The sequence below is a fragment of the Streptomyces sp. CA-249302 genome (genome assembly GCF_050936785.1).
GTDB lineage: Bacteria > Actinomycetota > Actinomycetes > Streptomycetales > Streptomycetaceae > Streptomyces.
Genome location: NZ_JBNJMG010000001.1, coordinates 10,800,540 through 10,825,930 on the forward strand (window position 1 = coordinate 10,800,540; position 25,391 = coordinate 10,825,930).

General features: G+C 70.2%; 22 protein-coding genes and 2 pseudogenes. 14 read left to right on the top strand and 10 right to left on the bottom strand.

What is annotated here, in order from left to right; genetic code table 11:
* Positions 1 to 30: 30 nt before the first annotated feature.
* A complete protein-coding gene (locus ACQEWB_RS48890) occupies positions 31 to 1,608 on the bottom strand; it encodes an FAD-binding oxidoreductase (RefSeq protein ID WP_432843284.1) in 1,578 nt (525 codons plus the stop codon).
* 406 nt (positions 1,609 to 2,014) lie between these two features.
* On the opposite strand from ACQEWB_RS48890, the gene ACQEWB_RS48895 reads away from it, so the two are divergent.
* The 8 genes from ACQEWB_RS48895 (at position 2,015) to ACQEWB_RS48930 (ending at position 9,222) form a co-directional block, all read left to right on the top strand.
* A complete protein-coding gene (locus ACQEWB_RS48895) occupies positions 2,015 to 3,199 on the top strand; it encodes a cytochrome P450 (RefSeq protein WP_432843286.1) in 1,185 nt (394 codons plus the stop codon).
* A 26-nt stretch (positions 3,200 to 3,225) separates the two neighbouring features.
* On the top strand, positions 3,226 to 4,245 hold the full coding sequence (locus tag ACQEWB_RS48900) for an amidohydrolase family protein (RefSeq protein WP_432844402.1): 1,020 nt from the start codon (positions 3,226 to 3,228) through the stop codon (positions 4,243 to 4,245).
* Positions 4,246 to 4,325: 80 nt separating this feature from the next.
* Positions 4,326 to 5,237 carry an ABC transporter substrate-binding protein gene (locus tag ACQEWB_RS48905; protein ID WP_432843288.1) on the top strand — a complete coding sequence of 304 codons (912 nt, stop codon included), beginning with the start codon at positions 4,326 to 4,328 and terminating at the stop codon, positions 5,235 to 5,237.
* A gap of 3 nt (positions 5,238 to 5,240) precedes the next feature.
* A complete protein-coding gene (locus ACQEWB_RS48910) occupies positions 5,241 to 5,912 on the top strand; it encodes a 4-carboxy-4-hydroxy-2-oxoadipate aldolase/oxaloacetate decarboxylase (RefSeq protein ID WP_432843290.1) in 672 nt (223 codons plus the stop codon).
* Positions 5,905 to 6,477 (top strand): cupin domain-containing protein, encoded by a 573-nt coding sequence (locus ACQEWB_RS48915; RefSeq protein WP_432843292.1) that lies wholly within the window; start codon positions 5,905 to 5,907, stop codon positions 6,475 to 6,477. Before ACQEWB_RS48910 ends, ACQEWB_RS48915 begins: the two co-directional genes overlap by 8 nt.
* On the top strand, positions 6,474 to 7,751 hold the full coding sequence (locus ACQEWB_RS48920; protein ID WP_432843294.1) for an NAD(P)/FAD-dependent oxidoreductase: 1,278 nt from the start codon (positions 6,474 to 6,476) through the stop codon (positions 7,749 to 7,751). Before ACQEWB_RS48915 ends, ACQEWB_RS48920 begins: the two co-directional genes overlap by 4 nt.
* The gene (locus tag ACQEWB_RS48925; RefSeq protein ID WP_432843296.1) at positions 7,748 to 8,065 is read left to right on the top strand and encodes a 2Fe-2S iron-sulfur cluster-binding protein; all 318 of its coding nucleotides are present in this window, start codon (positions 7,748 to 7,750) and stop codon (positions 8,063 to 8,065) included. The genes ACQEWB_RS48920 and ACQEWB_RS48925 overlap by 4 nt, the downstream gene beginning before the upstream one ends.
* Positions 8,066 to 8,112: 47 nt before the next feature.
* The gene (locus ACQEWB_RS48930; protein WP_432843298.1) at positions 8,113 to 9,222 is read left to right on the top strand and encodes an alcohol dehydrogenase catalytic domain-containing protein; all 1,110 of its coding nucleotides are present in this window, start codon (positions 8,113 to 8,115) and stop codon (positions 9,220 to 9,222) included.
* A 59-nt stretch (positions 9,223 to 9,281) separates the two neighbouring features.
* Here ACQEWB_RS48930 and ACQEWB_RS48935 read toward each other — a convergent pair whose 3' ends face one another.
* The 4 genes and pseudogenes from ACQEWB_RS48935 to ACQEWB_RS48950 all read right to left on the bottom strand — a co-directional run.
* Entirely contained in the window at positions 9,282 to 9,530 is a 249-nt protein-coding gene (locus ACQEWB_RS48935; RefSeq protein WP_432843300.1) for a hypothetical protein, read from the bottom strand.
* Between the two features lie 24 nt (positions 9,531 to 9,554).
* Positions 9,555 to 10,358 (bottom strand): FAD-dependent oxidoreductase, encoded by an 804-nt coding sequence (locus ACQEWB_RS48940; RefSeq protein ID WP_432843302.1) that lies wholly within the window; start codon positions 10,356 to 10,358, stop codon positions 9,555 to 9,557.
* Positions 10,359 to 10,404: 46 nt separating this feature from the next.
* Complete coding sequence (locus ACQEWB_RS48945; RefSeq protein WP_432843304.1) at positions 10,405 to 10,821, bottom strand: FAD-dependent oxidoreductase; 417 nt, start codon at positions 10,819 to 10,821, stop codon at positions 10,405 to 10,407.
* 104 nt (positions 10,822 to 10,925) lie between these two features.
* Positions 10,926 to 11,234, bottom strand: a pseudogene (locus tag ACQEWB_RS48950) (FAD-dependent oxidoreductase); the annotation flags it as partial.
* Between the two features lie 5 nt (positions 11,235 to 11,239).
* Here ACQEWB_RS48950 and ACQEWB_RS48955 point away from each other — a divergent pair.
* The 3 genes from ACQEWB_RS48955 (at position 11,240) to ACQEWB_RS48965 (ending at position 15,073) form a co-directional block, all read left to right on the top strand.
* Positions 11,240 to 12,139, top strand: coding sequence for an SRPBCC family protein (locus ACQEWB_RS48955; RefSeq protein WP_432843306.1), 900 nt, complete (start codon positions 11,240 to 11,242; stop codon positions 12,137 to 12,139).
* Between the two features lie 40 nt (positions 12,140 to 12,179).
* Entirely contained in the window at positions 12,180 to 12,479 is a 300-nt protein-coding gene (locus ACQEWB_RS48960; RefSeq protein ID WP_432843308.1) for a non-heme iron oxygenase ferredoxin subunit, read from the top strand.
* Positions 12,480 to 12,598: 119 nt separating this feature from the next.
* Complete coding sequence (locus ACQEWB_RS48965) at positions 12,599 to 15,073, top strand: SpoIIE family protein phosphatase (RefSeq protein ID WP_432843310.1); 2,475 nt, start codon at positions 12,599 to 12,601, stop codon at positions 15,071 to 15,073.
* Between the two features lie 59 nt (positions 15,074 to 15,132).
* Here ACQEWB_RS48965 and ACQEWB_RS48970 read toward each other — a convergent pair whose 3' ends face one another.
* Entirely contained in the window at positions 15,133 to 16,713 is a 1,581-nt protein-coding gene (locus ACQEWB_RS48970) for an IS1182 family transposase (protein ID WP_432843312.1), read from the bottom strand.
* Between the two features lie 126 nt (positions 16,714 to 16,839).
* Between ACQEWB_RS48970 and ACQEWB_RS48975 the strand changes: the two are divergent.
* Positions 16,840 to 17,639: pseudogene (locus ACQEWB_RS48975) on the top strand (IS982 family transposase); the annotation flags it as partial.
* Between the two features lie 31 nt (positions 17,640 to 17,670).
* A complete protein-coding gene (locus ACQEWB_RS48980) occupies positions 17,671 to 17,811 on the top strand; it encodes a hypothetical protein (RefSeq protein WP_432844420.1) in 141 nt (46 codons plus the stop codon).
* A 76-nt stretch (positions 17,812 to 17,887) separates the two neighbouring features.
* Here the strand turns inward: ACQEWB_RS48980 and ACQEWB_RS48985 are convergent, their stop codons facing one another.
* The 4 genes from ACQEWB_RS48985 to ACQEWB_RS49000 form a co-directional block, all read right to left on the bottom strand.
* Complete coding sequence (locus ACQEWB_RS48985) at positions 17,888 to 19,108, bottom strand: endonuclease/exonuclease/phosphatase family protein (protein WP_432843314.1); 1,221 nt, start codon at positions 19,106 to 19,108, stop codon at positions 17,888 to 17,890.
* 137 nt (positions 19,109 to 19,245) lie between these two features.
* On the bottom strand, positions 19,246 to 20,982 hold the full coding sequence (locus tag ACQEWB_RS48990; RefSeq protein ID WP_432843316.1) for a LamG domain-containing protein: 1,737 nt from the start codon (positions 20,980 to 20,982) through the stop codon (positions 19,246 to 19,248).
* Between the two features lie 1,542 nt (positions 20,983 to 22,524).
* Positions 22,525 to 23,058 (bottom strand): cupin domain-containing protein, encoded by a 534-nt coding sequence (locus ACQEWB_RS48995; protein ID WP_432843318.1) that lies wholly within the window; start codon positions 23,056 to 23,058, stop codon positions 22,525 to 22,527.
* Between the two features lie 29 nt (positions 23,059 to 23,087).
* Positions 23,088 to 24,272, bottom strand: a complete 1,185-nt coding sequence (locus ACQEWB_RS49000) for a cytochrome P450 (protein ID WP_432843320.1) — start codon at positions 24,270 to 24,272, stop codon at positions 23,088 to 23,090.
* Positions 24,273 to 24,439: 167 nt separating this feature from the next.
* On the opposite strand from ACQEWB_RS49000, the gene ACQEWB_RS49005 reads away from it, so the two are divergent.
* Positions 24,440 to 25,387, top strand: coding sequence for a LysR family transcriptional regulator (locus ACQEWB_RS49005; protein ID WP_432843322.1), 948 nt, complete (start codon positions 24,440 to 24,442; stop codon positions 25,385 to 25,387).
* The last annotated feature ends 4 nt before the right edge of the window (positions 25,388 to 25,391 follow it).

The window sequence follows — 25,391 nt, forward strand, 5'->3', positions numbered from 1 at the left end:
GTCGAACCGTCCTTCTCTTCTCTGCGTGCGTCAGTGGCAGGGCGAAGCTGGGGCCCCGTCGCGGTACGAGGCAGGCCAGATGCCGTGCCGGCCCGGCGCGAGGATGCCGGTCGGATCGACGGCGTCCTTGATCTTCTCCACGAAGCGCCGATAGGCGTGGTCGTTGAAGGAGTACTGGTCGGCGGCGAGATCCATGCACTCGAGATGGGGGCGTGACTCGCCGTAGCCGAGTGCGCCTGCCTCGGCGACCAGACGCCTGGCGAGGCCGAAGGCCGCGCGCGCGCCGGCCGGGTCGGTCCGGTCGTAGCGGATGCCGAGGATCACCACGCACGAGCGCTCGCCGGTGACGACGAGAGTGGCCCCGAAGTTCGCCCCCGCCTCGCGCATGAGCGCGCGGCCCCGCTCGACCATCGTCCTCACCTCGCTGCCCCGCAGGGGCAGTACGGGGGCGACGTCTATGTGCGCGACGTGGTCGGGGGTGGATTCGATCGCCTTGAGCGTGGGGATGCCGATCATGATCTGGTCGGCGGAGCAGGTGAGTTCGCCGTACTCGTCCGGCCCGTAGAGCCGCGGGGACTCGACCCGGCCGCTCGGGATCCGCGCCCAGGCCCGCCGGATCCTGCGCACCTTGGCCTGGACGACCTCCTGGTCGCCCCATACGGCCGCGCGGGCCGCCCACGCGCCGACGCCGGTGCGCTCGCCGATCTCGCGGAGTTCCGCGTCGTCGAGCAGGTGCGGCGCGGCGACGGGAAGGTCCCGCAGCATGTGCGAGGCACGCAGCGTGGAGAAGAGCGCCGGAGCGCCTTCCAGGTGTCCGGCGAGCCGGAGTTCCCGGATGGTGTCGACGGCGGCTTCGAGGTCGTCGTCCTCGCCGACGGAGAGCATGAGCGGGGCGTAGGCCTCGGGCAGACGCTTGAGCCAGACCCCCATCCTGGTGACGATGCCGAGGTTGGACTGCACGAACAACCGGTCCAGGGAAGGCCCGAGACTGCGCTTGTAGACGTGCCAGGCCTGGCCGCCCGGCATCGCGCCCGCTCCCGTACGCAGTAGGTCGCCGTCCGGGAGGACGACCTCGAACCCGGTGGGGAGCATGTAGTCGGCGCCGTACTGCTGGTAGGTGTGACCGGCGTCCATGGAATTGCCGATGATCGAACCCCAGCCGAGGTCAGGGCACGGTGTCATCAGCCGGTGACCGCTCGCCTGGACGGCTTCGTACAGGTCGAACCAGGTCACGCCCGGCTCGACGACCGCGTACGCCAGCTCCTCGTTGATCTCCAGGACGCGGTTCATCTTCTGGAAGCCGATCTGGATCGAGCCGCGCACCCGGGGCGAGGCGCCGCCGTGCCCCAGGTTGCGGCCCTGGCTGTGCGGCCACACCGGGACGCCGTGCCGACCCGCGAGGTGGACGATCTCCCGCACCTGGTCGGTCGTGGCGGGCTGGACGACCGCCGACGCGGCGTACGTCTCGTCGCCCGGGATCCAGTAGGCGTCCTTGAACTCGTCCACCCTGCGGCGCTCGATGTGGACGGAGTCCGCGCCGACGACCGCCGTGAGCTCACGGACCATCTCGTCCGGGAGGGAGGGCGGGGCCAGGGACACGTCGGTCATGGTCGTCTCGTTTCTCAGAGGGGACCGGGCCACCGAAACGAAGATCGGGAATGCCGTCCACCAGGAATCCGGTGTGGCATCTGAGTCGGCTCTTGAAATACCAATCAGTCTTCGAGTTCCGGACCGTATTCTTCGGTGCGACCCCTGTCAACGGATCGGTCAAAGGAAGTTCTGGGCTGTTTGGCTCTGTGGATCAAGCGTGAAGTTGGGCTCTGGACTGTTCGTGTCGAACGTCTTGACAGCGCGCTCGCAGCATTCAAATACTCGTTGGTATTCGAAGTCAGATAAGAATCTGAACTTGATCAGACCTCCCCTTCGCGGCATCGCGGCATCGCGGCATCGCGGCATCGCGGCCGAGCCGTCGTACGGTGCGCGCGGCGCCAGGGGACGACCTCAGGAAGTCGTGATGTCTGCAGTGGAACTCAATGGTGAGAACCTGTATTGGGACCCCTATCCGGTCTACGCCCGGCTGCGCGAGGAGGAGCCCGTCGCCTTCTTCGACGGCACTCAGGAGTACCTGGTCACCCGCTTCGAGGACTGTCGCGCGGTGGGCGCGGACGACCGGGTCTTCGGCCCGTCCGGCAGCCCCGACCGGCCGGAAGCGCGGGTCATGGGCATGCCCAACGTGCTGACCATGACCGGCGAGGAGCACCGGCTGCTCCGCCTGGGCATCGACGAGAACCTGACCCTGGACACGGTCCGCGGCTACGTCGGGAGACTGACCCGCCCGGTCGTCGAACAGTGCCTGGCCGAGCTGTTGCCCAGGGGCGCGGCCAACCTGACCGCGGACCTCTTCGAACCGGTCTCGGTGCGCTGCATCGGCAATGTCATCGGTCTCACGGACACCCCGAACGAGACCCTCGTCGAGTGGTTCCACGCGATGAGCGCCGGACTCCAGAACGTGGGCGACGACAAGGCCGTGTGGGACCGCCTCGACCGGGCGCTCGCCGAGATCGACACCCGGCTCGGGGACCTCTACGAGCGGGTGTCCGTCCGGCCCGACCACACCCTGATGAGCCACGTCGTGCACGGCGGTATGCCCGACGGCGAGACGCGGGGCTTCGCCGAGGTCCTGCCCACCATGAAAGTGATCATCCTCGGCGGCCTGCAGGAGCCCGGCCACGCCGCCGCCAACGCCTGCGCGGGCCTGCTGCTCGACCCCGAGCAGGCCGAGGTCGTCGCGGCCGACCCCGAGGAGCACGCGATGCGCGCCTTCGACGAGGGCCTGCGGTGGATCGCGCCGATCGGGGTCACCCCGCGCGTCGCCGCGGAGGACGTGGTCGTGGGCGGGACGACCGTGCCCGCGGGCGCCTCGGTCGCCATCGTCATGGCCTCCGCCAACCGTGACTCCGCCCGCTTCGAGGACCCGGACCGGTTCGACATGTTCCGCAAGAAGCGCCCGCACCTGTCCTTCGGCTTCTGGCCGCACTTCTGCTCCGGTCACGCGCTGTCCCGGGCGCTGGGGGAGATCGCGCTGGAGGAGGCCTTCCGCCGGCTGCCCGGACTGCGGCTGGACGACAGCCGGGGGCTCACGGCGAAAGGCTGGCGCTTCCGGGGCGTCTCGGACCTGCCCGCGGTGTGGAACGCGTGACGGCGGTGACAGCGGCGACCGCAGGCCTGGTCATCGACTGCCACGGCCACTTCACCACCGAACCGGCCGACTTCCACGCCTTCCGCGGGGCCCAGGTGGCCTTCGCCGAGGGGAGGTCCGCGGACCGGCCCGCCTACGACGGCGTCGACGACGACACGCTGCGCGGGATCATCGCGGACCACCAGCTCCGGTCGCAGCGGGAACGGGGCTCCGACCTCACCCTTCTCTCACCGCGCGCGTCCGGTATGGGACACCACGTCCCGGGCCAGGACATCGCGACCGAGTGGGCCCGGCTGTCGAACGACACCGTCCGGCGGATCTGCGAGCTGTTCCCGCGCAACTTCGCCGCCGTGTGCCAGCTGCCGCAGACCGTGGACGGTGAACTCGGCCCGGTCGTCGAGGAGCTGGAACGCTGCGTGGCGGCCGGCTTCGTCGGCTGCAACGTCAACCCGGACCCGTCGGGCGGACGCTGGTCGGCTCGGCCGCTCCACGACCCCTGGTGGGACCCCCTGTGGGCGGCGATGACCCGGCTGGACGTACCCGGCATGGTCCATGTGTCGGGATCGTGCGCCCCGGCCCTGCACACCACGGGCGCCCATTATCTGGCCGCCGACACCGCGGTGTTCATGCAGCTGGTCGAGGGCGACCTCTTCCAGCGGCACCCCGGACTCCGGCTGGTCATCCCGCACGGCGGCGGGGCGGTGCCGTACCACTGGGGCCGCTATCGGGGCCTCGCCATCGCGCTGGGCAGACCGCCGCTCTCCGAACACCTCATGCGCAACCTGTACTTCGACACCTGCGTCTACCACCAGCCCGGTATCGACACCCTGTTCGGGGTGATCGACCCGAAGAACCTGCTCTTCGGCTCCGAACTCCTCGGCGCGGTCCGCGCCGTGGACCCCGAGACCGGCCACCACTTCGACGACACCAAGCGCTATGTCGACGCCCTCGGCCTCGACGACCGGACCCGGTCCGCCGTCCTCGCGGGCAACGCCCGGCGGGTCTACCCCCGTCTGGACGCCCTGCTCGCCGCGCAGGGGCGCTGACGACCGCCGGCCCCCACCTCACCGCTCATCCCGCACGGGCGTTCGACACCCAGAGACTCCCCGCACTTGGAGCATCCATCATGACGACCGACCCGACCCCCGTCCGCCTCGCCGGCGGCGCCCAGGGCTTCAACTGGCTCCCCGTCTTCGTCGCCGAGGAGCGGGGCCTGTTCGGCAGGTACGGGCTGAACGTCGAGTACCTGAGGCTGGGCTCGGTGGACAAGGTCACGTCGGCGGTGCGTGACGGCACCGCCGAGCTGGCGATCACACCCCCCGAGGGCGCCGTCACCGACTACGCCGCGGGCGGCTCGCTGCGCATCGTCGCCGCCAACTCGCTCCGCCTGCCCATGTCGCTCGTCGCCCGCCCCGGCATCGAGGACGTCGCCGGACTCCGCGGCAAGCGCATCGGCACCTCCTCCCTCACCGAGGGCACGGCGCTCTACACCCAGATCATGCTCGGCGAGCAGGGTCTCGCCTACCCCGGTGACTACGACTTCGCCCTCGCCGGAGTACACACATCCCGATGGGAGGCGCTCAGGAAGGGCGACATCGACTGCGCCCCGCAGCCCGCGCCGTGGAACTTCCTCGCCGAACGCGAGGGCTACCGCCTCATCGGCGAGGTGAACGACGCGATACCCGAGATCGTCTTCGCGGGCGTCATCGGCCGCGACGACTGGACCGCAACGAACAGGGACACGGTCGAGCGGCTGCTCGCGGCGCTGGCCGAGGCCCACGACCTCGTCAACGACCCGACCGAGGACGCCCTCACCCTGCCGATCTACCGGCGCATCACCACACCCGACGCGCCCGACCTGGCCGCGCGCGGACTGGCGTACACCCGGGACATGGGGATGTGGCCCAAGGGGCTGGCCGTGACGGCGAAGGCGTGGGAGGCGACGGCCGACCTCATGGTCCGGTCCGGGCTGCTGACCGCCGACCGGGCTGCCGACGCAGCCGGTGTCCTCGACCCGAGCTTCCTGCCGGAGGACTGAACCATGGCTCGTGTGGTGACGAAGGTCGACCGCGCCGACGCGACGACCTGTGCCGGTTTCGCCGAGCTGGGCGTGGCCACCGCGCACGAGGCGCAGGACCGCACCGGACTCCTGCACCCCCGGCTGCGACCGCGCCAGTCCGGTGCGGTCATCGCCGGAACAGCGCTGACCTGCGAAGTGGCGCCCGGCGACAATTGGATGATCCATGTCGCCCTGGAGCAGGCACGCCCCGGCGACATCCTCGTCGTCAGTCCGACCTCCCGTTGCGACGACGGCTACTTCGGCGACCTCCTCGCCACCTCGGCGCGGGCCAGAGGGATCCGCGGCCTCGTCATCGACGCCGGAGTCCGCGACGTCGCCGAGCTGCTCGCGATGGGCTTCCCGGTCTGGAGCAAGGCGGTCAGCGCCCAGGGATGCGTCAAGGAGACCCTGACCGACGTACAGGTCCCTCTCGTATGCGGCGACAGGCTGATCACCCCCGGGGACGTGATCGTCGCGGACGACGACGGAGTGTGCGTGGTGCCCCGGGACGGCGCCGGGAACGTGCTCGACAGGGCCCGGCGCCGCGCCGCGCTGGAGGCGGAGAAGCGGGCCCTGTACGCGTCCGGCGCGTTGAGCCTCGACGTCAACGCCATGCGCGACCGGCTGCGGGAGAAGGGACTGACCTATGAGTGAGACAGTCGGGGACCCGATGGCCGGACCCCGCGCACCACGCCGGGTGATCACCGCGATGCGCCAAGGCAGAGCGGTCTTCGCCGAGGACGGCCCCGTCCCGAACGCCCATCACTACACCGCGATCCCCGGCATGATGACCTCGGTCGTCTACGCCACCGCGGCGCCCCCGCCGCTGCTCCAGGGGGAGGCGGAAGCGGCGCCGCCCGGTCTGCACATACCCCCGGGGCCGGGCGAGACCCGCCTCATGGTGGTCACCTCTCCGCCCGACACGACGATGGCCCGCCCCGAGTTCGACCCGGCCGCCGCGGACGCCGAGCAGCGGGAGCGCATCCCCGGTCTCGCCGAGCTGTTGGAGCCGGACGTGCCCGGCATGCACCGGACCGAGACCGTGGACTACGACATCGTCCTCGATGGTGAGATCTGGCTCGAACTGGATGACGGCGCCACGGCACACCTTCACCGGGGCGACATAGCCGTCCAGTGCGGCACCCGGCACGCGTGGCGGCACAAGGGCGACTGCCCCGCGACCCTGTGCTTCGTCCTGATCGGCGGTGCCCCCGCATGACTGCGGTGCCCGTCCCGGCGGGGTACTTCGACTGTCTGATCGTCGGCGCCGGACACGCGGGCGCGCAGGCCGCGATCACGTTGAGGCAGACCGGCTCCGAAGGAAGCATCGGCCTCCTCGGCGGCGAACACGTACTCCCTTACGAGCGTCCGGCCCTGTCCAAGGAGTACCTGGCCGGCAAGAAGCGGTTCGACCAACTCCTCCTGCGCCCGGCGGAGTTCTGGCCCGGGCAGAGCGTGACCCTGCTGCTGGGCCGTCAAGCCGTCGCCGTCGACGCCGAGACCCGCACGGTCGGCTGCGCGGACGGCACCACGATCGACTACGGCGACCTGATCTGGTGCGCCGGAGGCACGCCCCGGGCCCTGAGCTGCCCCGGCCACGATCTGAGCGGCGTCCACACGATCCGGGACAAGGCCGACTGCGACCGGCTCATCCGGGCGCTGCCGGACAGCCGTCGCATCGTGGTGATCGGCGGTGGCCACATCGGGCTGGAGGCCGCCGCCGTACTGGGCGGACTCGGCAAGGAGATCGTGCTGGTCGAGGCCCTCGACCGGGTCCTCGCCCGGGTCGCCGCGGAACCGGTCTCCCGCTTCTACGAGGCCGAACACCGCGCCCAGGGCGTCCGGTTGCTCCTCGGCCGGGGCGTCACCGAACTGCTGGGCAGGGGCGGCGCGGTGAGAGGGGCACGCCTCACGGACGGCACGGTGCTCCCGGCCGACCAGGTCGTCGTCGGCATCGGCATCGAGCCCGCGACCGGACCGTTGCGCCGGGCGGGCGCGGAGGAAGCACCGGGCGGGGCGGGCGTCCTGGTCGACGACCTGTGCCGTACCTCGCTGCCCTCCGTCTACTGCGCTGGCGACAGCGCGGTCATGCGGGACGGCCCCGGCATCCGTATCGAGTCCCGGCAGAACGCCACCGAGCAGGCGGCGACCGCGGCGAAGGCGATCAGCGGCCGGCCCGAACCGTTGCGCCTGCTGCCGTGGTTCTGGTCCCACCAGTACGACCTGCGCCTGCAGACCGTCGGTCTCAGCCTCGGCCACGACCGGACCGTGCTGCGCGGGAACCCCGACAGCCGGCGCTTCTCGCTCGTCTACCTCAGGGACGGCGCGGTGGTCGCGCTGGACTGCGTCAACCAGCCCCGCGACTACTTGCAGGGGCGTGGCCTCGTCGCGGCGGGCGCCCGGGTCGCCCCGGAACTCCTGGCGGACGAGCGGCTGCCGCTCAAGGAGATCGCCCCGCCGGTCCAGTCCCCTCAACACGAAGGAACACCATGAAGGTCACGGTCACCACCCGCGACGGCGCCGAGCACACGGTCGAGGCACGCGAGGGCCTCTCGCTCATGCAGAACATCCGCAACGCGGGGCTCGACGAACTCCAGGCGATCTGCGGCGGCTCCCTCTCCTGCGCCACCTGCCATGTCTACGTCGACGCACTCCCCGAAGGCGGCGGACTCCTCGAGAGGTCACGGGACGAGGACGACCTCCTCGACGCCTGCGACGAACTCACCGACACCTCTCGACTGTCCTGTCAGATCGTCCTCGGCCCGGCCCTCGACGGCATGCGCGTGACGATCGCGCCGGAGTACTGACCGGACAGCCCGCGGATCCCCGTACCGAAACCACCGAGAGCGAGACGATGACCGAACTGATGCGCGCCGCGCGGCTCCACGCGGTCGGCGAGAAGATGCTGATCGAACAGGTGGAGCGGCCCACCGCCACCGGCACCGACGTGGTGGTGGCGGTGAAGGGCTGCGGCATGGTGCCGAACCTCGCCAACGTGCTCGCCAACTGGCGGACCTGGTACCCGCGGATGCCGCTGCCCCCGCTCCCGGCGATCTTCGGCCTCGACCCCGTCGGCGTCGTCCACGAGGTCGGCGACCAGGTGGTGAGCGTCAAGCCGGGCGACCGCGTCTACGTCAACCCCGGCCGCTCCTGCGGTGCCTGTCATCCCTGCGGCTCCAACGCCCCGCAGAAATGCGCCTATTGGACGCTCGGCGGCTATTTCGGCTACAACCCGGGCAGCCTCGACATGTTCGCCCGCTATCCCTACGGCGGGTTCTGCGAGTACATGCTCGCCCCGCAGAGCGCCCTGGTGAAGCTCCCCGACAGCCTGGAATTCCGGCACGCGACCCGGCTCGGCTACCTCGGGACCTCGTACGCCGCGGTGAAGAAGCTCGGTCCGCTGGCCGACCGGACGCTGATCGTCAACGGCGCGACGGGCACCCTGGGAGTCGGGGTCACCCTCGTCGCGCTGGCGCTCGGCGTCTCCCGCGTCCTCGCCGTGGCCCGCGGGGTGCCGCTGCTGGAGCGGCTGAAGGAACTTGCCCCCGGGCGGATCGAGACCTTCTCCAACCGCGAGGGCGGCACGGAGGAGTGGGTGAAGTCGCGCACCGGGGACCGGGGCGCGGACTTCATGATCGACACGCTGGGTGCCGTCGCCTCCCTCGACGCGCTGGGGGACGCCATGCGCGGGGTCGCCCGCGGTGGCCGCATCGTCAACATCGGTGGAACGGCGGGCGAGTTGGGCATCAACGTGAAGTGGTGGATGGACGAGCAGATGGAACTCGTCGGCTCGGTCTGGTTCACCGCCGCCGAGGGCATGGAACTCGCCGGGATGGTGGGCAGCGGAGTGATCGACCTTTCCGTCCTCGAACCCAGGAGCTGGCCTCTCGACGACATCAACGAGGCGATCTCGGGCGTGTCCAGTGGCGCGGGTGGATTCACGAGCTATCTCGTGGAGTTGTGACGGCGGTCCGCGCGGGTTCGCCCGCGCACCGTCCGGCAACGGTACGCGGGCGCCGCGAGTCAGCCCTTCAGGGAGAAGATCGGGACGAAGCCCTTGGCCTTGAGCGCCGGACGGTCGGCCCGGAACGGCTCGATGGGGAACGACGACGTGCCGCTGACGGCGAGTTCGGAGACGATCTCCCCCAGTGGACCGGCGAACTTGGCCGCGTCGGCGGCCCCGACGGCGCCGGGAAGGCGCGCGCCCGGGATGTCGAGCAGGGCAGCCGTCTCGTCCTCGTGCGGTGCTGCGTGTCTCCTGGGTGACGACACGACGCAGGTTCTCCCGGGCGACCTTCACCGCGACCTCGCCGTAGTGGGGAAACCGTAGAAGATGTCGTCCCCGTGCCAGGCCCAGATGGGGAAGGCACCGACGGAGAAGTCCTTGAGGCGCGGGGTCCGCACGTAGACGACCTGCTCCTCGGTGATCGTCGTGTCCCAGGTCTGGCCGAGCGGCTTGAGCAGCTGGTCCGCCCAGGAGCCGACGGCCACGACGACCTTGTCCGCGGTGTGGGTCCCACCGTCGGTGACGATCCGCAGGCCCCCGTCGAAGGGCTCCAGGGCACGGACCGTGATGGTGTCCCGCACTGTGACACCCAGGCTCTCGGCCAGGGTCAGATGGGTGACGGTGGTGCGACGGATGTCGATCAGGCCCGTGTCCGGCTGGTACGTGGCCCGTACGTCGTCCTCGGTGATGTCCCACTGCGGGAACCGCTCCTGGAGCCGCCGCTTGTCGAGCTTCTCGAAGGGGATGCCGTTGGTCTCCATGACCTGGCGGTAGGTCTCCACGGAGTCGGTGCCCGAGCTGCCCTCGACCGCGATGTCCAGTCCGCCGGTCCTGACGAAGACGCGCTGCCCGCTCTCCCGGTCCAGACGCGCCCTCATGTCGTACATCCGCCGGGTGAGCCGGCCGTAGATGTTGTCGTGGTAGCTGTGCCGGATGATACGGGAGTGGTCGCCGGACGACCCCAGCGCATGGCCCATCGGACGCTGTTCGAGGAGCAGGACGTCCCGCTGGTCGCGGACGGCCAGCCAGTAGGCCGTGGCGCTGCCGGTGCAGCCGCCACCGACGACGACGGTCTGGAAGTCGTTCCTGGTCATGCGGGGGTCTCCCTGGTGTCGGGTGCGGCGGCGGGCGGGGCTCCGGTCACGAGGTGAGCCGGAAGACCGGCTGGAACTCCGAGTGGGTGAGCGCCAGCCGCTGCAGGCTGAAGGCGCTGATGTCGTGGGTCGTGACGCCCTCGGTGAGCAGGTCGGCCAGGATCTTCCCGATCAGCGCGGCGAACTTGCCCGCATGCCCGGCACCGTTGAACAGGGCGATGTGGGGGTGGTCGGGCAGGGTGTCCAGGATGAAGTCCCGGTCCGGCGGCATGTCGTAGACACAGGTCCTGTTCGCCAGGGTCGGGCCGACGTCCGAGGGCAGGTGCCGGGTCAGGAACGAGCGCAGGAGGTCGGCCCCCTCCTCGTCGCCCTCGAACACGCGGTCCCCGCTGCGGATGAGGCGGCCCCGCATGTCCCGCCTGACCTTGACCGCCGCCTCGCCGTACACGAGGAAGCCGTACACGACCTCCTCACCGTGGTGGATCCAGATCGGGAACCTCCCGGGCGCGAAGTCGGCGAGGTGGGGGTGGCGAGGTAGCTGACCTGCCCCTGGGAGAGGACGAGCGGGACGTCGAGGAGGTCCGGGAGGAGTTCCCCGCTCCAGGAGGCCGCGGCGATCATGAGATGGGCCGCGTGGAAGTGTCCCCCCCCGGGGGGCACCGTGACCGAGTCGTCCCGGGCGACGATGCCCTCGACGCGGGTGCGGGGCAGGAACTCCACTCCGGACGCGAGGGCGAGCGAGGTGTGTGCGGAGACCGCTCTGCGGATGTCGATGATCCCCGCGTCCTCCTGGAAGAAGCCGATGGTGTCGTCGTCGACCCGCCACTGGGGGTAGCGGGCCCGGATGTCCGCGGCGTCCAGTTCATCGAACGCGATGAAACTTGTGCCGCCACCGCGGCGCGACCCTGTGCACCACGGACACCGGCAACGTCGGCAACGCCATCCGCTGCCCCTACCACGCCTGGGCCTACCGGTTCGACGGGCCGCTCATCACCGCGCCGAACTGGGAGGCAATGAGCGCGATCGGCAGGCCCTCCTACGGCCTGCACAAGGCGCGACTCGAAGTCTGGAACGGACTGGTCTGGGTCAATCTCGGGGACGACGACATCCCGCTGTACGACGGTCAACTGCGCGACCAACTGGAATACCGGCTGGGCCCCAACCTCGACGTGCTGGACCGCTACGGCATCGGGGAGCTGACCCTGGGCCACCGCATCACCTACGAGGTGGACGCCAACCGGAAGCTCATCTTGGAGAACTTCCAGGAGTGCCACCACTGCGGCACCATCCATCCCGAACTCGTCGAGGCCGTCCCCGCGTTCCAGGCGCCCGGCCTCGCGGTCGGCGGCTACAACCACGACGGCTACCGGCTCACCGAGGGCCACGAGGCCTTCTCCATCACCGGTGAGCGACGCCTTCCACGGCTGCCCGGGCCGCGTTCGGACGACGACCTGAAGTACTTCGGCATGGTCCTGCGCCCCAACGCCTTTCTGTCGCTGACACCCGACCACGTCATCGTCCACCGCTTCGAACCGCTGTCTCCCACCCGGACGCGGGCGGTCTGCGACTGGCTGTTCCCGCCAGAGGTCGCGCGGGAAGGCGACCACGACCCCTCCGTGGCCGTCGAACTCTTCCACCGCGTCAACGAGCAGGACTTCCGGGCCGCGCAGTGGTGCCAGAGCAACATGACCTCCCGGGCCGGCGGCGTCCTCGTGCCGAGCGAACAGCCAATCATCAACCAGTGGTACGACTGGTACCACGCGTCGATGGGGGTCAAGTGAGGTCGGCCGACGCCCCCCCCGCACCGTCCGCTGGCGAGCCGTGGGCCGAGCCGACGAGATGGCGGAGGGGGACGTCCGGGTCCTCGACGCTCCTCCGGGACCGAGACTCGCGGTCTTCAGGGCGGAGTGCGCCTTCTACGCCGTCGACGACCGGTGCAGCCGTCAGCAGGCGTGGCTCTCCGACGGGTGGGTGGAGGACTGCTTCGTCGAATGTCCCCTGCACGCCGGCAGGTTCGACCTGCGCACCGGGAAGCCGAACGGACCGCCCGCGACCGCGCCGCTCACCACCTATCCCACGAGCGTCATCGACGGGGTCGTCGACGTCGCCGTCCTGGTCTAATCCCTGTCCTGAAGTGCTCGCATAATACGTACCGCCGCTCGGTGCTGGGTGTGATTCGCCCAGGAAAGGACGTTAAGGGATTTAAAGGAGCACTATGGGAGGCGAGGGTGGGGGAGTCCATGGCGGAGGTGGGACAGGTGCAGGGACGGCGAAGCAGCCGCGACGTCCTGCGCTCGGGCGCCGCGTACGCCGTCGTCGACGACCACGGCGTGGTCACCGACTGGAGTGAGGGAGCCCGGCGGCTTCTCGGCCACACGTTCAGGTCGGTTGTCGGCAGACCCGCGGCCGACCTGGTCGCCGAGGAGATGTCCGAGGAGGTGCTGCGCCGACTGCCGAGACTCGGAGGCTGGAGCGGGACCGTCCGGCTGCGGCACCGGGACGGCCACGAGGTGGAGGCCCAGGTGGTCGCCCACCGTCGGTGCGACGAGAGCGCCCCGGAGTGGGTGCTGCTGTCCCCGCTCGCCGTGGGCGTCGAGCGTGATGCCGTCGGGGACACGGAGAAGCTGGCCGTGTGGAACTTCTACCAGACGACCTGCTGCTCCCTGGAGACGTACGACGTGGACCTGCGTCTGCGGCAGGCCAACCACTACGCCCAGCGCGCGCTGAATCTGAGCGAGGCGCAGATGCGCGGACTGCGGCACGCCGAGCTGGTGGCCCACCCCGAGTTCGACCGGGTCGAGCAGCGCATGAAACGGGTCCTGGAGACCGGGGAGCCCGAGGACGTCGAAGTGCGGGTCCAGGTCGCCGGGGAGATCCGCAAACAGGCGTGGTCCCTCTCGCTGTACCCGGTCCGGGACGACTCCGGCACTCTGCGCGGCGTCGGGCTGTCCGCCCATGACATGACCGAGCAGTACTGGGCCCGCAAACGGCTCCAGCTGCTGAGCGACGCGGGCGCCAGGATCGGGACGACGCTGGGCATCGACCGCACGGCCCAGGAACTGGCGGACGTGGCCGTCCCCGACTTCGCCGACTTCGCCACCGTCGACCTCCTTCCGGACGTCGAGCGGGTGGAGGCGGCGGCGCAGGAAGGCGCGCTGTCCGGGCCGACCGCGGAGGGCCCGTTCCTGCTGCGGCGCGTGGCCCAGCAGTCCGTACTGCCCGGCGTCGCCGAGGCGGTTCTCCACCTCGGGGACCTGGACGGGTACAGTGCGCACTCCCCGTCGGCGCGGTGCCTCACCACCGGCCGGGCCGTGCTCGAGGCCGCGTTCGGCCCGGACTCCGCCGACTGGTCGGTGGGACATCCCGAGCGGGCGGAGGCAGTTCGTGCCTTCGGTATCCACTCCGTCATGGCCGTGCCGCTGAAGGCTCGGGGCCACACCCTCGGTGTGGCTGTCTTCCTGCGCCACCGGACCCCGGAGTCCTTCGGCGAGGACGATCTGCTGCTGGCCGAGGAGATCACGGCCAGGGCCGCCGTCTGCATCGACAACGCACGCCGCTACACCCGAGAGCGGGAGACCGCGCTGGCTCTCCAGGAAGCCCTGCTCCCGCAGCGGCTGCCCGCGCAGCCCGCGGTGGAAGCGGCTTTCCGGTACCTGCCGACGGACACCCTGGCGGGAGTGGGCGGCGACTGGTTCGACCTGATCCCGCTGTCCGGTGCCCGGGTCGCCCTGGTCGTCGGCGACGTGGTCGGGCACGGTGTCCAGGCATCGGCGATCATGGGACGGCTCCGCACGGCCGTCCGGACTCTCTCCGACCTCGACCTTTCCCCCGATGAACTGCTCACCCATCTCGACGACCTGGTCATCAGGCTCTCCGCGGACACCGGACCGGAGGGTGCCTCGGCGCGCGACCAGTCCGCCGAGATGGCCACCGGCCTCGGCGCGACCTGCCTGTACGCGGTCTACGACCCGGTCTCGCGCGTCTGCACCCTGGCCAGCGCCGGTCATCCCGTCCCGGCCGTGGTCGGCCCGACGGGCACCGTGCGCTTCCCGGACGTGCCGACCGGTCCGCCGTTGGGTCTGGGCGGGCTGCCGTTCGAGACCACCGAGATCACCCTGCCGGAGGGAAGTCTGATCGCTCTGTACACGGACGGCCTGGTCGAATCCCGGAAGCAGGACATCGACGAGGGGCGGGCACGGCTGAGCGATGTCCTCGCCGGTCCCGCGGCATCCCTGGACGACCTGTGCGACAAGGTGCTCGCCAGAGTCTCTCCCCGCGACCCTGCGGACGACATCGCCCTGCTCATCGCCCGTACCCGGGCGCTGGACCCGCGGCATGTCGTGGCCTGGGAGCTGCCCGCCGACCCTTCCATGGTGGCCGGGGCGCGCAAGCTCGTCACCGCGCAGCTGGACGCCTGGAACCTGTCGGAGGTGTCCTTCGCTACCGAGCTGGTGGTGAGCGAACTGGTCACGAACGCGATCCGGCACGCGGCGCCGCCCATCGAGTTGCGCCTGCTCCGGGGTCGGCGCCTCATCTGTGAGGTCTCCGACGCCAGCAGCACCGCGCCGCACCTGCGCCGCGCCCGTACCTACGACGAGGGCGGTCGCGGTCTGCTGCTGGTGGCACAGCTCAGCCTCGGGTGGGGCACCCGCCACACCGCCACCGGCAAGACCATCTGGGCCGAGCTGGCCGTGGAGCCGGCCGAGTCCGGCTAGAAGATCACTGAAAATGTTGCCTGTTCAGCTGGGGGTTCAGGGCGGGTTGCGCCCCGGGGTCAGGGAATCGCCGCGTTGATCATCCAGGTGCCCGCGGTGCGGGTGAGTCCGAGGTTGATCAGTCGGCGGAGGTTGAGGGCGGCGGCCCGGTGGTGGAGCCAGGTGTCGTTCTTGATCACACCCCGGTAGGGCACTCTGCGGTTGCCGCCCGCGACCAGCCAGGCAATCGCCCGCTCGACCGGGGGCCGCCAACGCCGGTACTCGGCCTGCCAGACGGGATCGGTGGCGGCCTGACGGCGGGCGGCGGCCAGCTCCGCGTGCCGGGGATGAATGTTGATCAGTCGTCCGGTCCTGGACGTGGTGCAGCGTTCCCGCAGCGGACAGGGGCCGCAGACGCTCTTGAACTGGGCGGTGCGGGTGCCGTCGGTGCGCGGGCGGCCGAGGTCGGCCACCTGTCCGGCCGGGCAGACGGCCTTGCCCGCGAGGGCGTCGATGGCGAAGTCGTCGACGGTGAACCCGCCGGGGACTGCCTGTCGTTTCGCAGCCGGTTTGATGACCGCCCGGTGGCCCTGTTCTTCCAGGTGAGCGCGCAGATCGCCGGTTCCGTAGGCGGAATCGCCCAGCACCGTCAGGGTGCCGGCCTCTTCGGCCGGCAACCGGGCGGCCACGGCGGCCTCGTGGTGGTCCGCGCCGCCACCGCCGGTGAGGGCGACAGCTGTGAACAGGCCCGTTTCTGGCTCGAAGGACGCATGCCCCTTGAAGCCGTCCTGGTGGTGGGCGCGGTTCTTGTGGATGTGCCGGGAGGCGGGATCGACGGTGGAGACGATCCGGTCGCGGGCGGTGCGGCGGGCGATCCGCCACCGGCCGTCGCCGCCGTCGGAACCCTCGGCGGGTTCCACGTCCTGCCCGGCCACCAGGGCCAGGATGCCGACCACGTTCGCGCCGGCCTCGTCGAGCTGCTGGTCGGGTAAGTGCCCCAGCACGTTGAGCGCGTCGGTGACCAGCGCGTCCACCAAGGCCGCGCGGGCGGCCTCGTCGTTCCAGGCAATTTTGGGTTTGCCCGGGTCGGTGTAGTCGTGCGCGGTGCAGTACGCGGCGACGACCTGGTCGGCCCCGGGGACCTCGCGGAGCACCGCACGGATCGCGGCGACGAGCTGAGTGATGGTGTCCTGGGTGGCCACCGCGTCGTCGAAGACGGTGGAGTCGAGCGCCCGGCGCTGCCTTCCTCTGAGCGCGCCGGTCGCCACGACGACTTCCTTGACCTTCGCGAACAGCCGGTTCGGATCTCGCGAGTGCTGCAGCCGACGCCGGAAATAAGTCAGCAACGACGGGTCGAAGGCGGTGTCGAGCAACCCCAGTCCGCAGGCCGCTTTCCACCGCAGATCGCAGCGCAGTTCCAGCACCGCCTCGAAGTCCGAGCGCCGGTACAGGCTCTGCAGTACCACGGCCGCGGCCAGCACCTGCGGCGGCATCGACGGGCGCCCGTTGGCCGACGGATACATGTCCGCGAACATCTCCGGCGGGAAGAGCACCTCACGGTGCTCGGCCAGGAACGCGAAGACACTGCCCGGCGGAATCAACTCCCGGCAGGTCTCCCACACATCAGGCCCGACCGGCTCCCCGGTCCACTCGCCCTGCATACCCACGAGACTGGCCCCGGACCGCATGATCCGGAGCCAGAACCCGCAACATTTTCAGTGATCTTCTAGATGATTGATTCCAAGGGGTAGCTGCGCAGTTGGCGCGAGGGTGCCCACTCTCAGTGTGTGACGACCGAGATAGACACCCTCGCAACTGCACTGTACGTGCGGGCGGATGACCTGTTGAAGGCTTCGCCTCATTGGGCGCCGTGGCGTCCGCGGGTGGGCCTGGCGCCGAAGCTCAGCGATGCCGAGCTGGTCACGCTGGCGGTGATGCAGGCCCTGCTGGGCTTCGTCTCCGAGGCCCGGTGGCTGCGCTATGCCCACGCCCACCTGCACGGCCTGTTCCCGTATCTGCCCCGGCAGAGCGGCTGGAACAAGAGGCTGCGCCGGGCCGCCGGCCTGATCCGTCACATCTTGCGGGCACTGGCCCAGGACACCGCGTTCTGGCACGACGACGTGTGGATCGTGGACTCCACCGCTGTGGAGTGCGGCCGCTCGCGGAAGACGGCGAAACGCTCGGACCTGGCCGGATGGGCCGAGTACGGCTACTGCGCCAGCCACTCCCGCTTCTTCTGGGGCATGCGGCTGCATGTGGTGTGCACCCTGCACGGCCTGCCGTCGCCTTCGCGCTGACCGGGGCGAAAGCCGTCGAGCGCGAGGTGCTGCTGGACATCCTCACCATCGAGCCCGCCCTGCTGTCCGGCCGGCCTCCGCCGGCCCTGCCAACCGACCGGAACCACTACGGCCGTGACTTCGAACGCCAGCTTGCCGGCCTGGGTGTCCGGTTGCTGCGGCCGGCCCGCAAGGGCGAACCCGAGCGGGCCGGGGCTGAACTGTTCAAGCCGCTGCGGCAGCTGATCGAGTCCGTCAACCAGACCCTCAAAGCCCAGCTCGACCTCGAACGCCACGGCGGCCGTCGTCCACCTCAACCGGGCCGGCACGGCCGGACGGGTCGTGGAGCGGCGTACCGACCCCCGCTTCGACATCCCCACCACGATCGCCGCGTACGGCGACCGCTTCTACCTGCCCAACGCCCGCTTCGGAACTCCGAACCCCGAGACCGCCGACTACACGGTCGTCGCCATTCCCCGCTGAGCGGAACTCCGGCACCGAGAACGGGGAGCCCGCCGTCGGCGGGCTCCCTGCCTTGTGGTCACGCGCTCGTGTGCCCCTAGAAGACCACGGCCGGGTTGCCTCCCGGGTCCTCGTCGAAGCGGAAGTCGAGCCGGGTCTCGCCACCGTGGCAGTTCGCGGTGGTGATGATCTCGGAGCCCCAGCCGAAGTCGGAGTCGTCACCGACACAGGTGGTGCGGTTCTTCGGCCGGATCTGGATCTGCCCGGTGTCGCTCCAGTAGTTGAGGTCGAAGAGCTGGTCACCCGCGGTGTTGCACGGCCACAGGATGATCCCGCCTGCGTTGTCGCTCCAGCACTTGCCCGTGCCGTTCGACACGATCCGGTAGAGGCCGCTCCCGGCCGGCTGGAACTCGAAACCGCTGTAGGTGTCGCCGTTCTGCGGCCCAGAGACCAGCCTGGTTCCGCTGACGGAGTTCTGGAAGGTCATATGGCGGTCGTTGTCATGGGTGTTGAGCAGTTCCACCTCGGCGTTGGCCGCCAGCTTGCGGAACTCCACCGACCAGTGGTCGGAGCCGTAGCCGCGGGCCCAGCCCCGGTAGGAGTTGATCCGCTCGTTGGACACCATGTAGTCGAGCTCGTTGCCGCTCTGGTGGGTGGGACCACCGACGGTGTACTTGTGCCAGCCGCGCCGGATGGACAGATCCCTGGGACGGCGGTTCCAGTCGCCCATCGCGGCCCAGGTGCGCTGGTTGCCGGCGAGGGCCGCCATGTTCTCCACCAGCTGGGCCCCGTCGCTGCCGCCGGTCGCCAACGCGTGCACACTGAAGTAGAGCGTGTTGCCGAGGGTGATGCCGAGGGCGGGACGGGAGGTCGGCAGCCCGTTGTTGCCGTAGAAGGCGGGTCTGGCCACATGGACCTGGCTGGGGTGGTCGCGGGTCAGGATGGCGAGGTTGACCCGGCCGCCGTTGGCCCCGGCCACGCCGCTGAAGTCGGTACGGATGTAGTAGATGTACCAGTTGCGGCTCTGGCCCAGCGGCCGCCACTGGTACTCCTGAACGCGCCAGCCGTTCCAGTTCGCGGTACCGCCCAGGTAGTTCGAGGTCCAGGTAAGCGTGCCCGGCGGCCGGGGGCCGACCTCCTGGAGCGAGACCACGTTGAATCCGCGGCGCAGGATCTGCGGGATGTCGGTGGTCCACTTGTTGCCGCCGCCCTGCATGTTGTAGGTGGCGTTGGTGTGGTCCTCGACGGCAGCCTCGGCCCGCTGCTGTGGCGCCGACAGCGAGATGAACAGGCCCGCCAGCAGACTCAGTACGAGCACCGGCACAAGACGTCCGGTCCGTGACCGGAGCCCGCCGGTCCGTCCTGGGCGGGACGCCCGGGAGAGAGGGTTCCACATGTGTCGTCCTTCCTGGTCCGCGCCGGCCACGGCGTGGAGTATGCGGGGGATACGGCCGTTCATGAGAGGTCCGCGCTGCCGCCGGAGGGGTTGGCCGGGGTGGGATCGGTGGCCGTCTTGATCTGGATCAGACCGGGATACTGGGTGAGCAGCGGGTCGGTGACCGAGGACGGGGCGTCGGTCTCCACCACGACACGGTCGCTGGGGCCGTCGTAGCGGACCGCCAGGCGATAGGCGGTGGTGTCTCCGTCGTTCGAGACCTGGCGCTCGACCGCGTCCTGGATCTCGGTGATCTTCGCGAGGGTGAAGTGGGCGCTCCTGGCGGTGGTCGGCTGGGGCCAGTCGGCCGGGGTCTCGCCGTACTGGGAGGTCCAGCCGGGCGGCTTGGCCAGGGCATCGGTGTCGCCGCTGTAGTCGGACGGGAAGATGAGGACCGGACCGATGTTGGGGTCGTTGAAGGCGGCGAGGGCGCAGTTGTACCCCGCGAGGGCCTGCACCTGCTGCCACTGGAGCTTGGTGGCGGGATCGCTGACGTCGTCCGCGGGGCCCGTGGTCGTGGACAGCACCGTGCCGACGGTGCGTTCGTCCGGCGTGCACCTGGCGGGCGGCGGGTTGTCGAGCTTGTACGACTCGACGACCAGCTTGCCCGTGTACTGGGTGGCGAGCGGGTCGGTGACCGAGGCGGGTGCGTTGGTCTGGGCCACCACGCGGTCGCGTACACCGTCGTAGAAGACGTTCAGCTGGTAGGCGGTGTCGTCGCCGTCCGGCTGGACCGCCGCGGTGACCGCGTCCTGGATGTCGGTGATCTGGGAGACGGTGAACAGCGGGCTCTTGGCGGTGGTGGGCGTCGGCCAGTCGGCAGGCGTCTGGCCGAACTCGTCGACCCAGTCCGGCGGCGCCGTGAGGTGGTCCAGGTCACCGGTGTAGTCCGAGGGGAAGATGACCACGGGCCCGATGTCGGGGTCGTCGAAGGCCGCCAGTGCTCCGTTGTAGGAGGCCAGGGCCTGGAGCTGCTCCCACTGGCTCTCGGTGCCGGTGGCGACGGCCCGTACCTCGGAGGTGTTCAGGGCGCGGTTGTAGACCCGGAAGTCCCGCATCCGTCCCTTGAAGAAGAGGTCGCTCGTGTACAGCGAGCGGCCGATGTAGTCGGCGGTGGTCGTGCCGCCGCCGATCGCGCCCGGGGTGACGGTGACGTTGGTGTTGCGGGCCTTCTCGACACCGTTCTCGTACAGGATCCCGGTGTTGCCGGTCTGGGTGTACGTCACGTGCTTCCACATGCCGCGCGCCAGCTGGTACGAGGTCGAGGGCCGGGTCTGCTGCTCCGCCTGGGAGGTGGACAGGGTGACGCCGGTGCGGAACTGGTTGCCGGTGGAGAACAGATAGCCGTTGCCCTTGCCGTCGCTCCCGGTGTTGCCGAAGCCGTAGAGGAAGTAGGGCTTGCCCATGGTCGGGTCGATCCAGGCGTCGAAGTCGACGGTGATCGAGGTCAGTCCGGCCATGATGTTGTCGGGAACCTTGACGTAGGTGTCGGAGCCGTTGAAGGCCATGCCCGCGCCGTCCCAGTCGACGGTGCCGTTCACTGTGCCGTCATGGTGGTTCCCGGAGGAGTCGTGCGCGACCGTCCCGGACGTCTCGTCGAGCTTGTAACGCAGGACCAGACCGTTGGTGATCTCGGCCTGTGCCGGGGACGCCGTGGTGAGCGCGCCGACGGCGAGGGCGAGGCTCAGGGCGGCGATGACACAGGCCGACGCCCGCCGTCGCAGTGACGTGCCTCTGGGGCGCGTTGGGGTGGCCACCCCAACTGTGTTCCTTCTTGGCATGCTCTTCCCTTCGAGGTGGTGGGCAGGCACCCGTTCCTGATGGCCCCGGGGCGTGCGTGAGTCGGGCCGTGGCCTCGGGGTGATCGGGAGCAAGGACGTTCCCGAGGGGGAGGGCCCGAAAGGGCAGGGAACGGTACGCGCCGACGGCGGCGTCGCGCGGATCCGGTGTTCGACGGACTGGATTCGACACACCGGCTACGGGATGCTCGGGCAGAGCCCCGGGGGGAAGGGGCCCTGTTGTTCCGACGCCACGCGTGCCCGGACGATCCGGCCGTGGCCAGGGTCACCGCGTCCACGTTTGCGTCGTGGTGTCAGGATCGGGCCTGGGGCACTGTGGGGCACGGGTAGTTTTACGGGGTTTCACCGAGGTGCCTTACGGGGTTTTTAACCCCTCTGTGCGTGCCCACCGGACCGCGACCTGGTAGCGGGACCCGAAACCCTCGCCGGCACCGAGCGTCAGGAGTCCGTCGGGTGGTCGGCCAAGCATCCGGATCGGAGAGCGCTCTCTCTCACACACTTCGGCGTGCGTGCGCAATAAACATTGATTGCGCACGCAAGTGACATAATCGTGGCACTGAGACCGGCGATGTGCCGCCCTGAACCGTGCTCGTGACGCCGACCTCCAGTCCGTGGGACTGGGACACGCGGAGTACGTCACCCCGGTGTTCCTGTCCGAAGCTCCCCGGGCGCGCTGCGGCTGGGAGACCTGGCCGAGCTGTGCCAGCAGTCGCCGTCGCACACCGGGCCTGTCGTGCAGCACCTTCAGACGGCCGGGCTGGTCGCGAGGGAACAGCGCAGCCGTGATGCCCGGTCCTTCAGGACCGTGCTCGCGGATGAGGGCCTCGCCCTCCTGGAACGGGCCTGGCCATTGCACATCGCGGGCGTCCGGCGCAGCCTCTTCGCGCAGTTGGAGGGTGTCGATGTGGGTGCGCTGGCCCGGGCGTTCCGACGTGTCGCCGAGGCCGGGAGCTGGGGGACGGGGGTACATCCGGGGAGCGCTGACCGCGGTGCGAGGGCACCGTCGACGTCCCGTGGTGAGGCCTGCGACCGGCATACCGGCGAGGGCGGGTGCCATCCGGGCACGTGGTGTTCCTCTGGGTGCCGACGTCCTCGAATACGCCAGGCGGACCCGGCAGATCCCCATCAGGCCGGGAAGTTGGGTGTCCCGGTGCGAGGCCAGGGCGCACCGGGGAGTCGCTTCACTTCGTCGGTCGGGGCCGGTCGCGCGCGGGCGTCGGTCTGCGCACGACCGGCTGCGGCGCACGCGGCGCGGCAGTGGGCCCTTCCCGGCGTTCACGACCGACCGGAACCCGGCCGTGACGCGAGTCCGGCCCTTCCCTGAGCGGTCGTCGGCGCCGGGAAGGGCCGGGCACCCGAGGAGGTGGTGTCCCGCCCGGCCACATGTGCGGGTCGCCCCGTTCGACAGCCGCTGTGCGTCGGTCGGAGTCCCGCCGACGGGACTCCGACGGCTCGCGTCGGTGCGCTCCGCGAAGCGGACCGACGCCGGTTCGTGCGCGACTACGTCGTGGGTACGCCGATCAGCACGAACGCGAGGGTGACCGGCTCGTCCGTGTGGTTGCGCCACCCGTGCCGGGTGCCGTTCTGGATGACGATGTCGCCGACCGACAGCCGGGTCACGGCGCCGTCGTCCAGTTCGAGGGTCGCTTCGCCGCTCAGGACGATGCCGTAGTCCACGGTCGGGGTGGTGTGCATCCCGGGGTTCTCGATCTCCATGAGCTCGGCGATGCCGGGCGACTCGGCGAGCTGCTCCTGCCCGAAGGCGACCGGGTCGAATGACGGATCGGCGAGTGCGGAGACCGGCGGGAGCGTCAGGACGATGAAGCGGGTGCCGCCCGGCGAGGGCACGAAGTTCGTGACCTTCGCGGTCGGATCCTCTCCCGTGCGGCTCGCGGGCTGTCCCGGTTCCGTGGCCCAGGGCAGGACCGATGTCCAGCCCGGGAGACTGGCGAACTCGTGGGTCCGGGGGGCGGGCCCGTCGCTGACGAAGACCGCCTTCCCGTGTTCGTCGTGGCCGGTGACGACTCTGCGCATGAGGTTGCTCCTTCTGGGAACGGGCGGGGTCAGGACGGGGACCAGGCGGCCGTGAGCCGTAGCGGGCCCCGGAAGACCCAGCCGCCGAACGGGACGTCGGTCTCGGTGAGACGGAGGCCGGACAGTGTGCGGAAGAGCAGGGGCAGGCCGATCTGTCCGACGGCCGCCCGTGAGACCCAGGTGCCGAGGCAGAAGTGCGGGCCGCCGCCGAAGGCCACGTGACTGGTCTCGGCCCGGTGGATGTCGAAGGCGTCGGGGCGGTCGAAGACGCGCTCGTCGCGGTTGCCGGAGGCGATGACGACGCCGAGTTTGTCGCCCGCCTCCAGGACGCGGCCCCCCAGTTCGGTGCGCTCGGCCACCCGGCGCGGGTACATGCCGATGGGGGAGATCCAGCGGACCGCCTCCTCGAACACCCGTTTCCACAGGGCGGGGTCCGCCTCCACGTCGCGCCGCTGGTCGTCATGGGTGAGGAGGGCGTAGGCGGCGACGGCCATGGAGTCGCGCGGTTCGTTCAGCCCGCCGCCGAGGAAGACGCGGATGTTCGTGCGGATCTCGTCCTCGGTCAGCGGATCGTCGGCGTGCAGCATGGAGGAGATCACCGAGGGGTCGGGTTCGCGCCGCAGGACGGGCAAGACCTCGTCCATGGCCGCGTCCAGGTCGGTGACCGCGCGGGCGCAGCGCGCCCAGATCTCCGGATCCTCGCCGTAGTTGCCGCCGGCGTCGATGATCGCCTGGGACCACTCTTGCATGTCCGCGTCGCTCACTCCGCGCAGGCCCAGCAGGGCCGCGAGATTGCGTGCCGCGAACGGGCCGGCGACATCGTGGAACAGGTCGCCCCCACCCTGCTCCACCAGGGGCGCCAGGATGTCCTCGGCGTTGCGCCGCAAGGTCGGCAGCCAGTGCTCCTTCACGACCCGGGGCCGCAGCGGTGGCTCCGCGGCCCGGCGCAGCCGCTGGTGGGCGGCGCCGTCCTGGCGCAGCAGGGTCTCACCGATGGACCGGGTCATCAGGGAGGGGTTTTCCGCGGACAGGTATGTCTCGGGATGCCGCTCCACATGCATGATGTCCTCGAACCGCGTGACCAGGTAGCGGCCGGCCTCCGGCACCCAGGCCACGGGGTCGTGCTCACGGAGGTACCGGTATGCCGGATAAGGATCACGCCACAGTTCGGAAAGCTGCACGGGCTCGGAGGGATGACTGACGGACGTCGCCACGACGGTGTCCCTTCTGGACTGCCTCGGTTCACTGAGCCGACTGTGGACGATGGTGACGGCTGTGTTAAGCCACGGAAAACGCGGATTTTCCGATGTACTTCCTCAGGACTTCGAGGACTTCGCCGGTATCCAGGGAATTCGCGCACCTCGACGGTGAGGGAGAGAACGTGACCGCCGACTTTTCGCTCAGGCAGCTCGAGTACTTCGTGGCCGTGGCGAGTACGGGCTCCATGAGTGCAGCGGCCGTGCAGTGCCACGCCTCCCAGGCGGGCATATCCACCGCCATCACCGATCTGGAGCGCCGCCTGGGGGTCCAGCTGCTGGTCAGGCGGCGGTCCAAAGGTGTCTTCCTCACCGAGGCGGGCGTCCGCGTCTTCGACCGTGCGCAGACCATGCTCGCCGGGGCGGAGGACCTCGCGGCCAGCGCCCGGGAGGAGAAGGGACGGCTCGCGGGCAGGCTGACGATCGGCTGCTACGCGACTCTCTCCCCGTTTCTCGTGCCCCCGCTCGTGGACGGGTTCACCAAGACTCATCCGGCCGTGGATCTGCAGTTCATGGACGGTCCGCAGGACGAGATCCGGCAAGCTCTCCTGGAGGGCGCCTGCGACCTGGCACTCCTCTACGAGACCGGAGCCGAGGCGGGCCTGTCCTGCACCACGGTGCGCGTCTGCCGGCCGTACGTGATCCTCTCCGCCGACCATCCGCTGGCCCGCCGTGAGGCCGTCTCGCTGATCGAACTCACCGACGAACCACTGGTCGTGTACGCCTCCCCGCCCGCGCCGAGCAACGCAGAGCGCTGGCTGCTGGGCGCCGGCGTGAAGCCGGCCATCCGCTACCGGACGTCCAGCATCGAGGCGGTGCGCAGCCTGGTGGCCCGCGGCCTCGGCTTCTCCATGTTGCTCCAGCGGTGGCCCACCGACACCAGCTTCGAGGGGCTGCCCCTCGCCTCGGTACCGATCAGCGACCCCCTGGACCAGGTGAAGGTCGTGATCGCACACGCTTCGAGCGTCACACCCACACGCCGGGCCCGTGCGTTCGCCCAGTACGCGCGGGACGCGCTGGCGGCTCCCGCCGTTCCGGCTCCTCGGCCCGGTCCGGCGGGTGCCGACGACTGAGTGC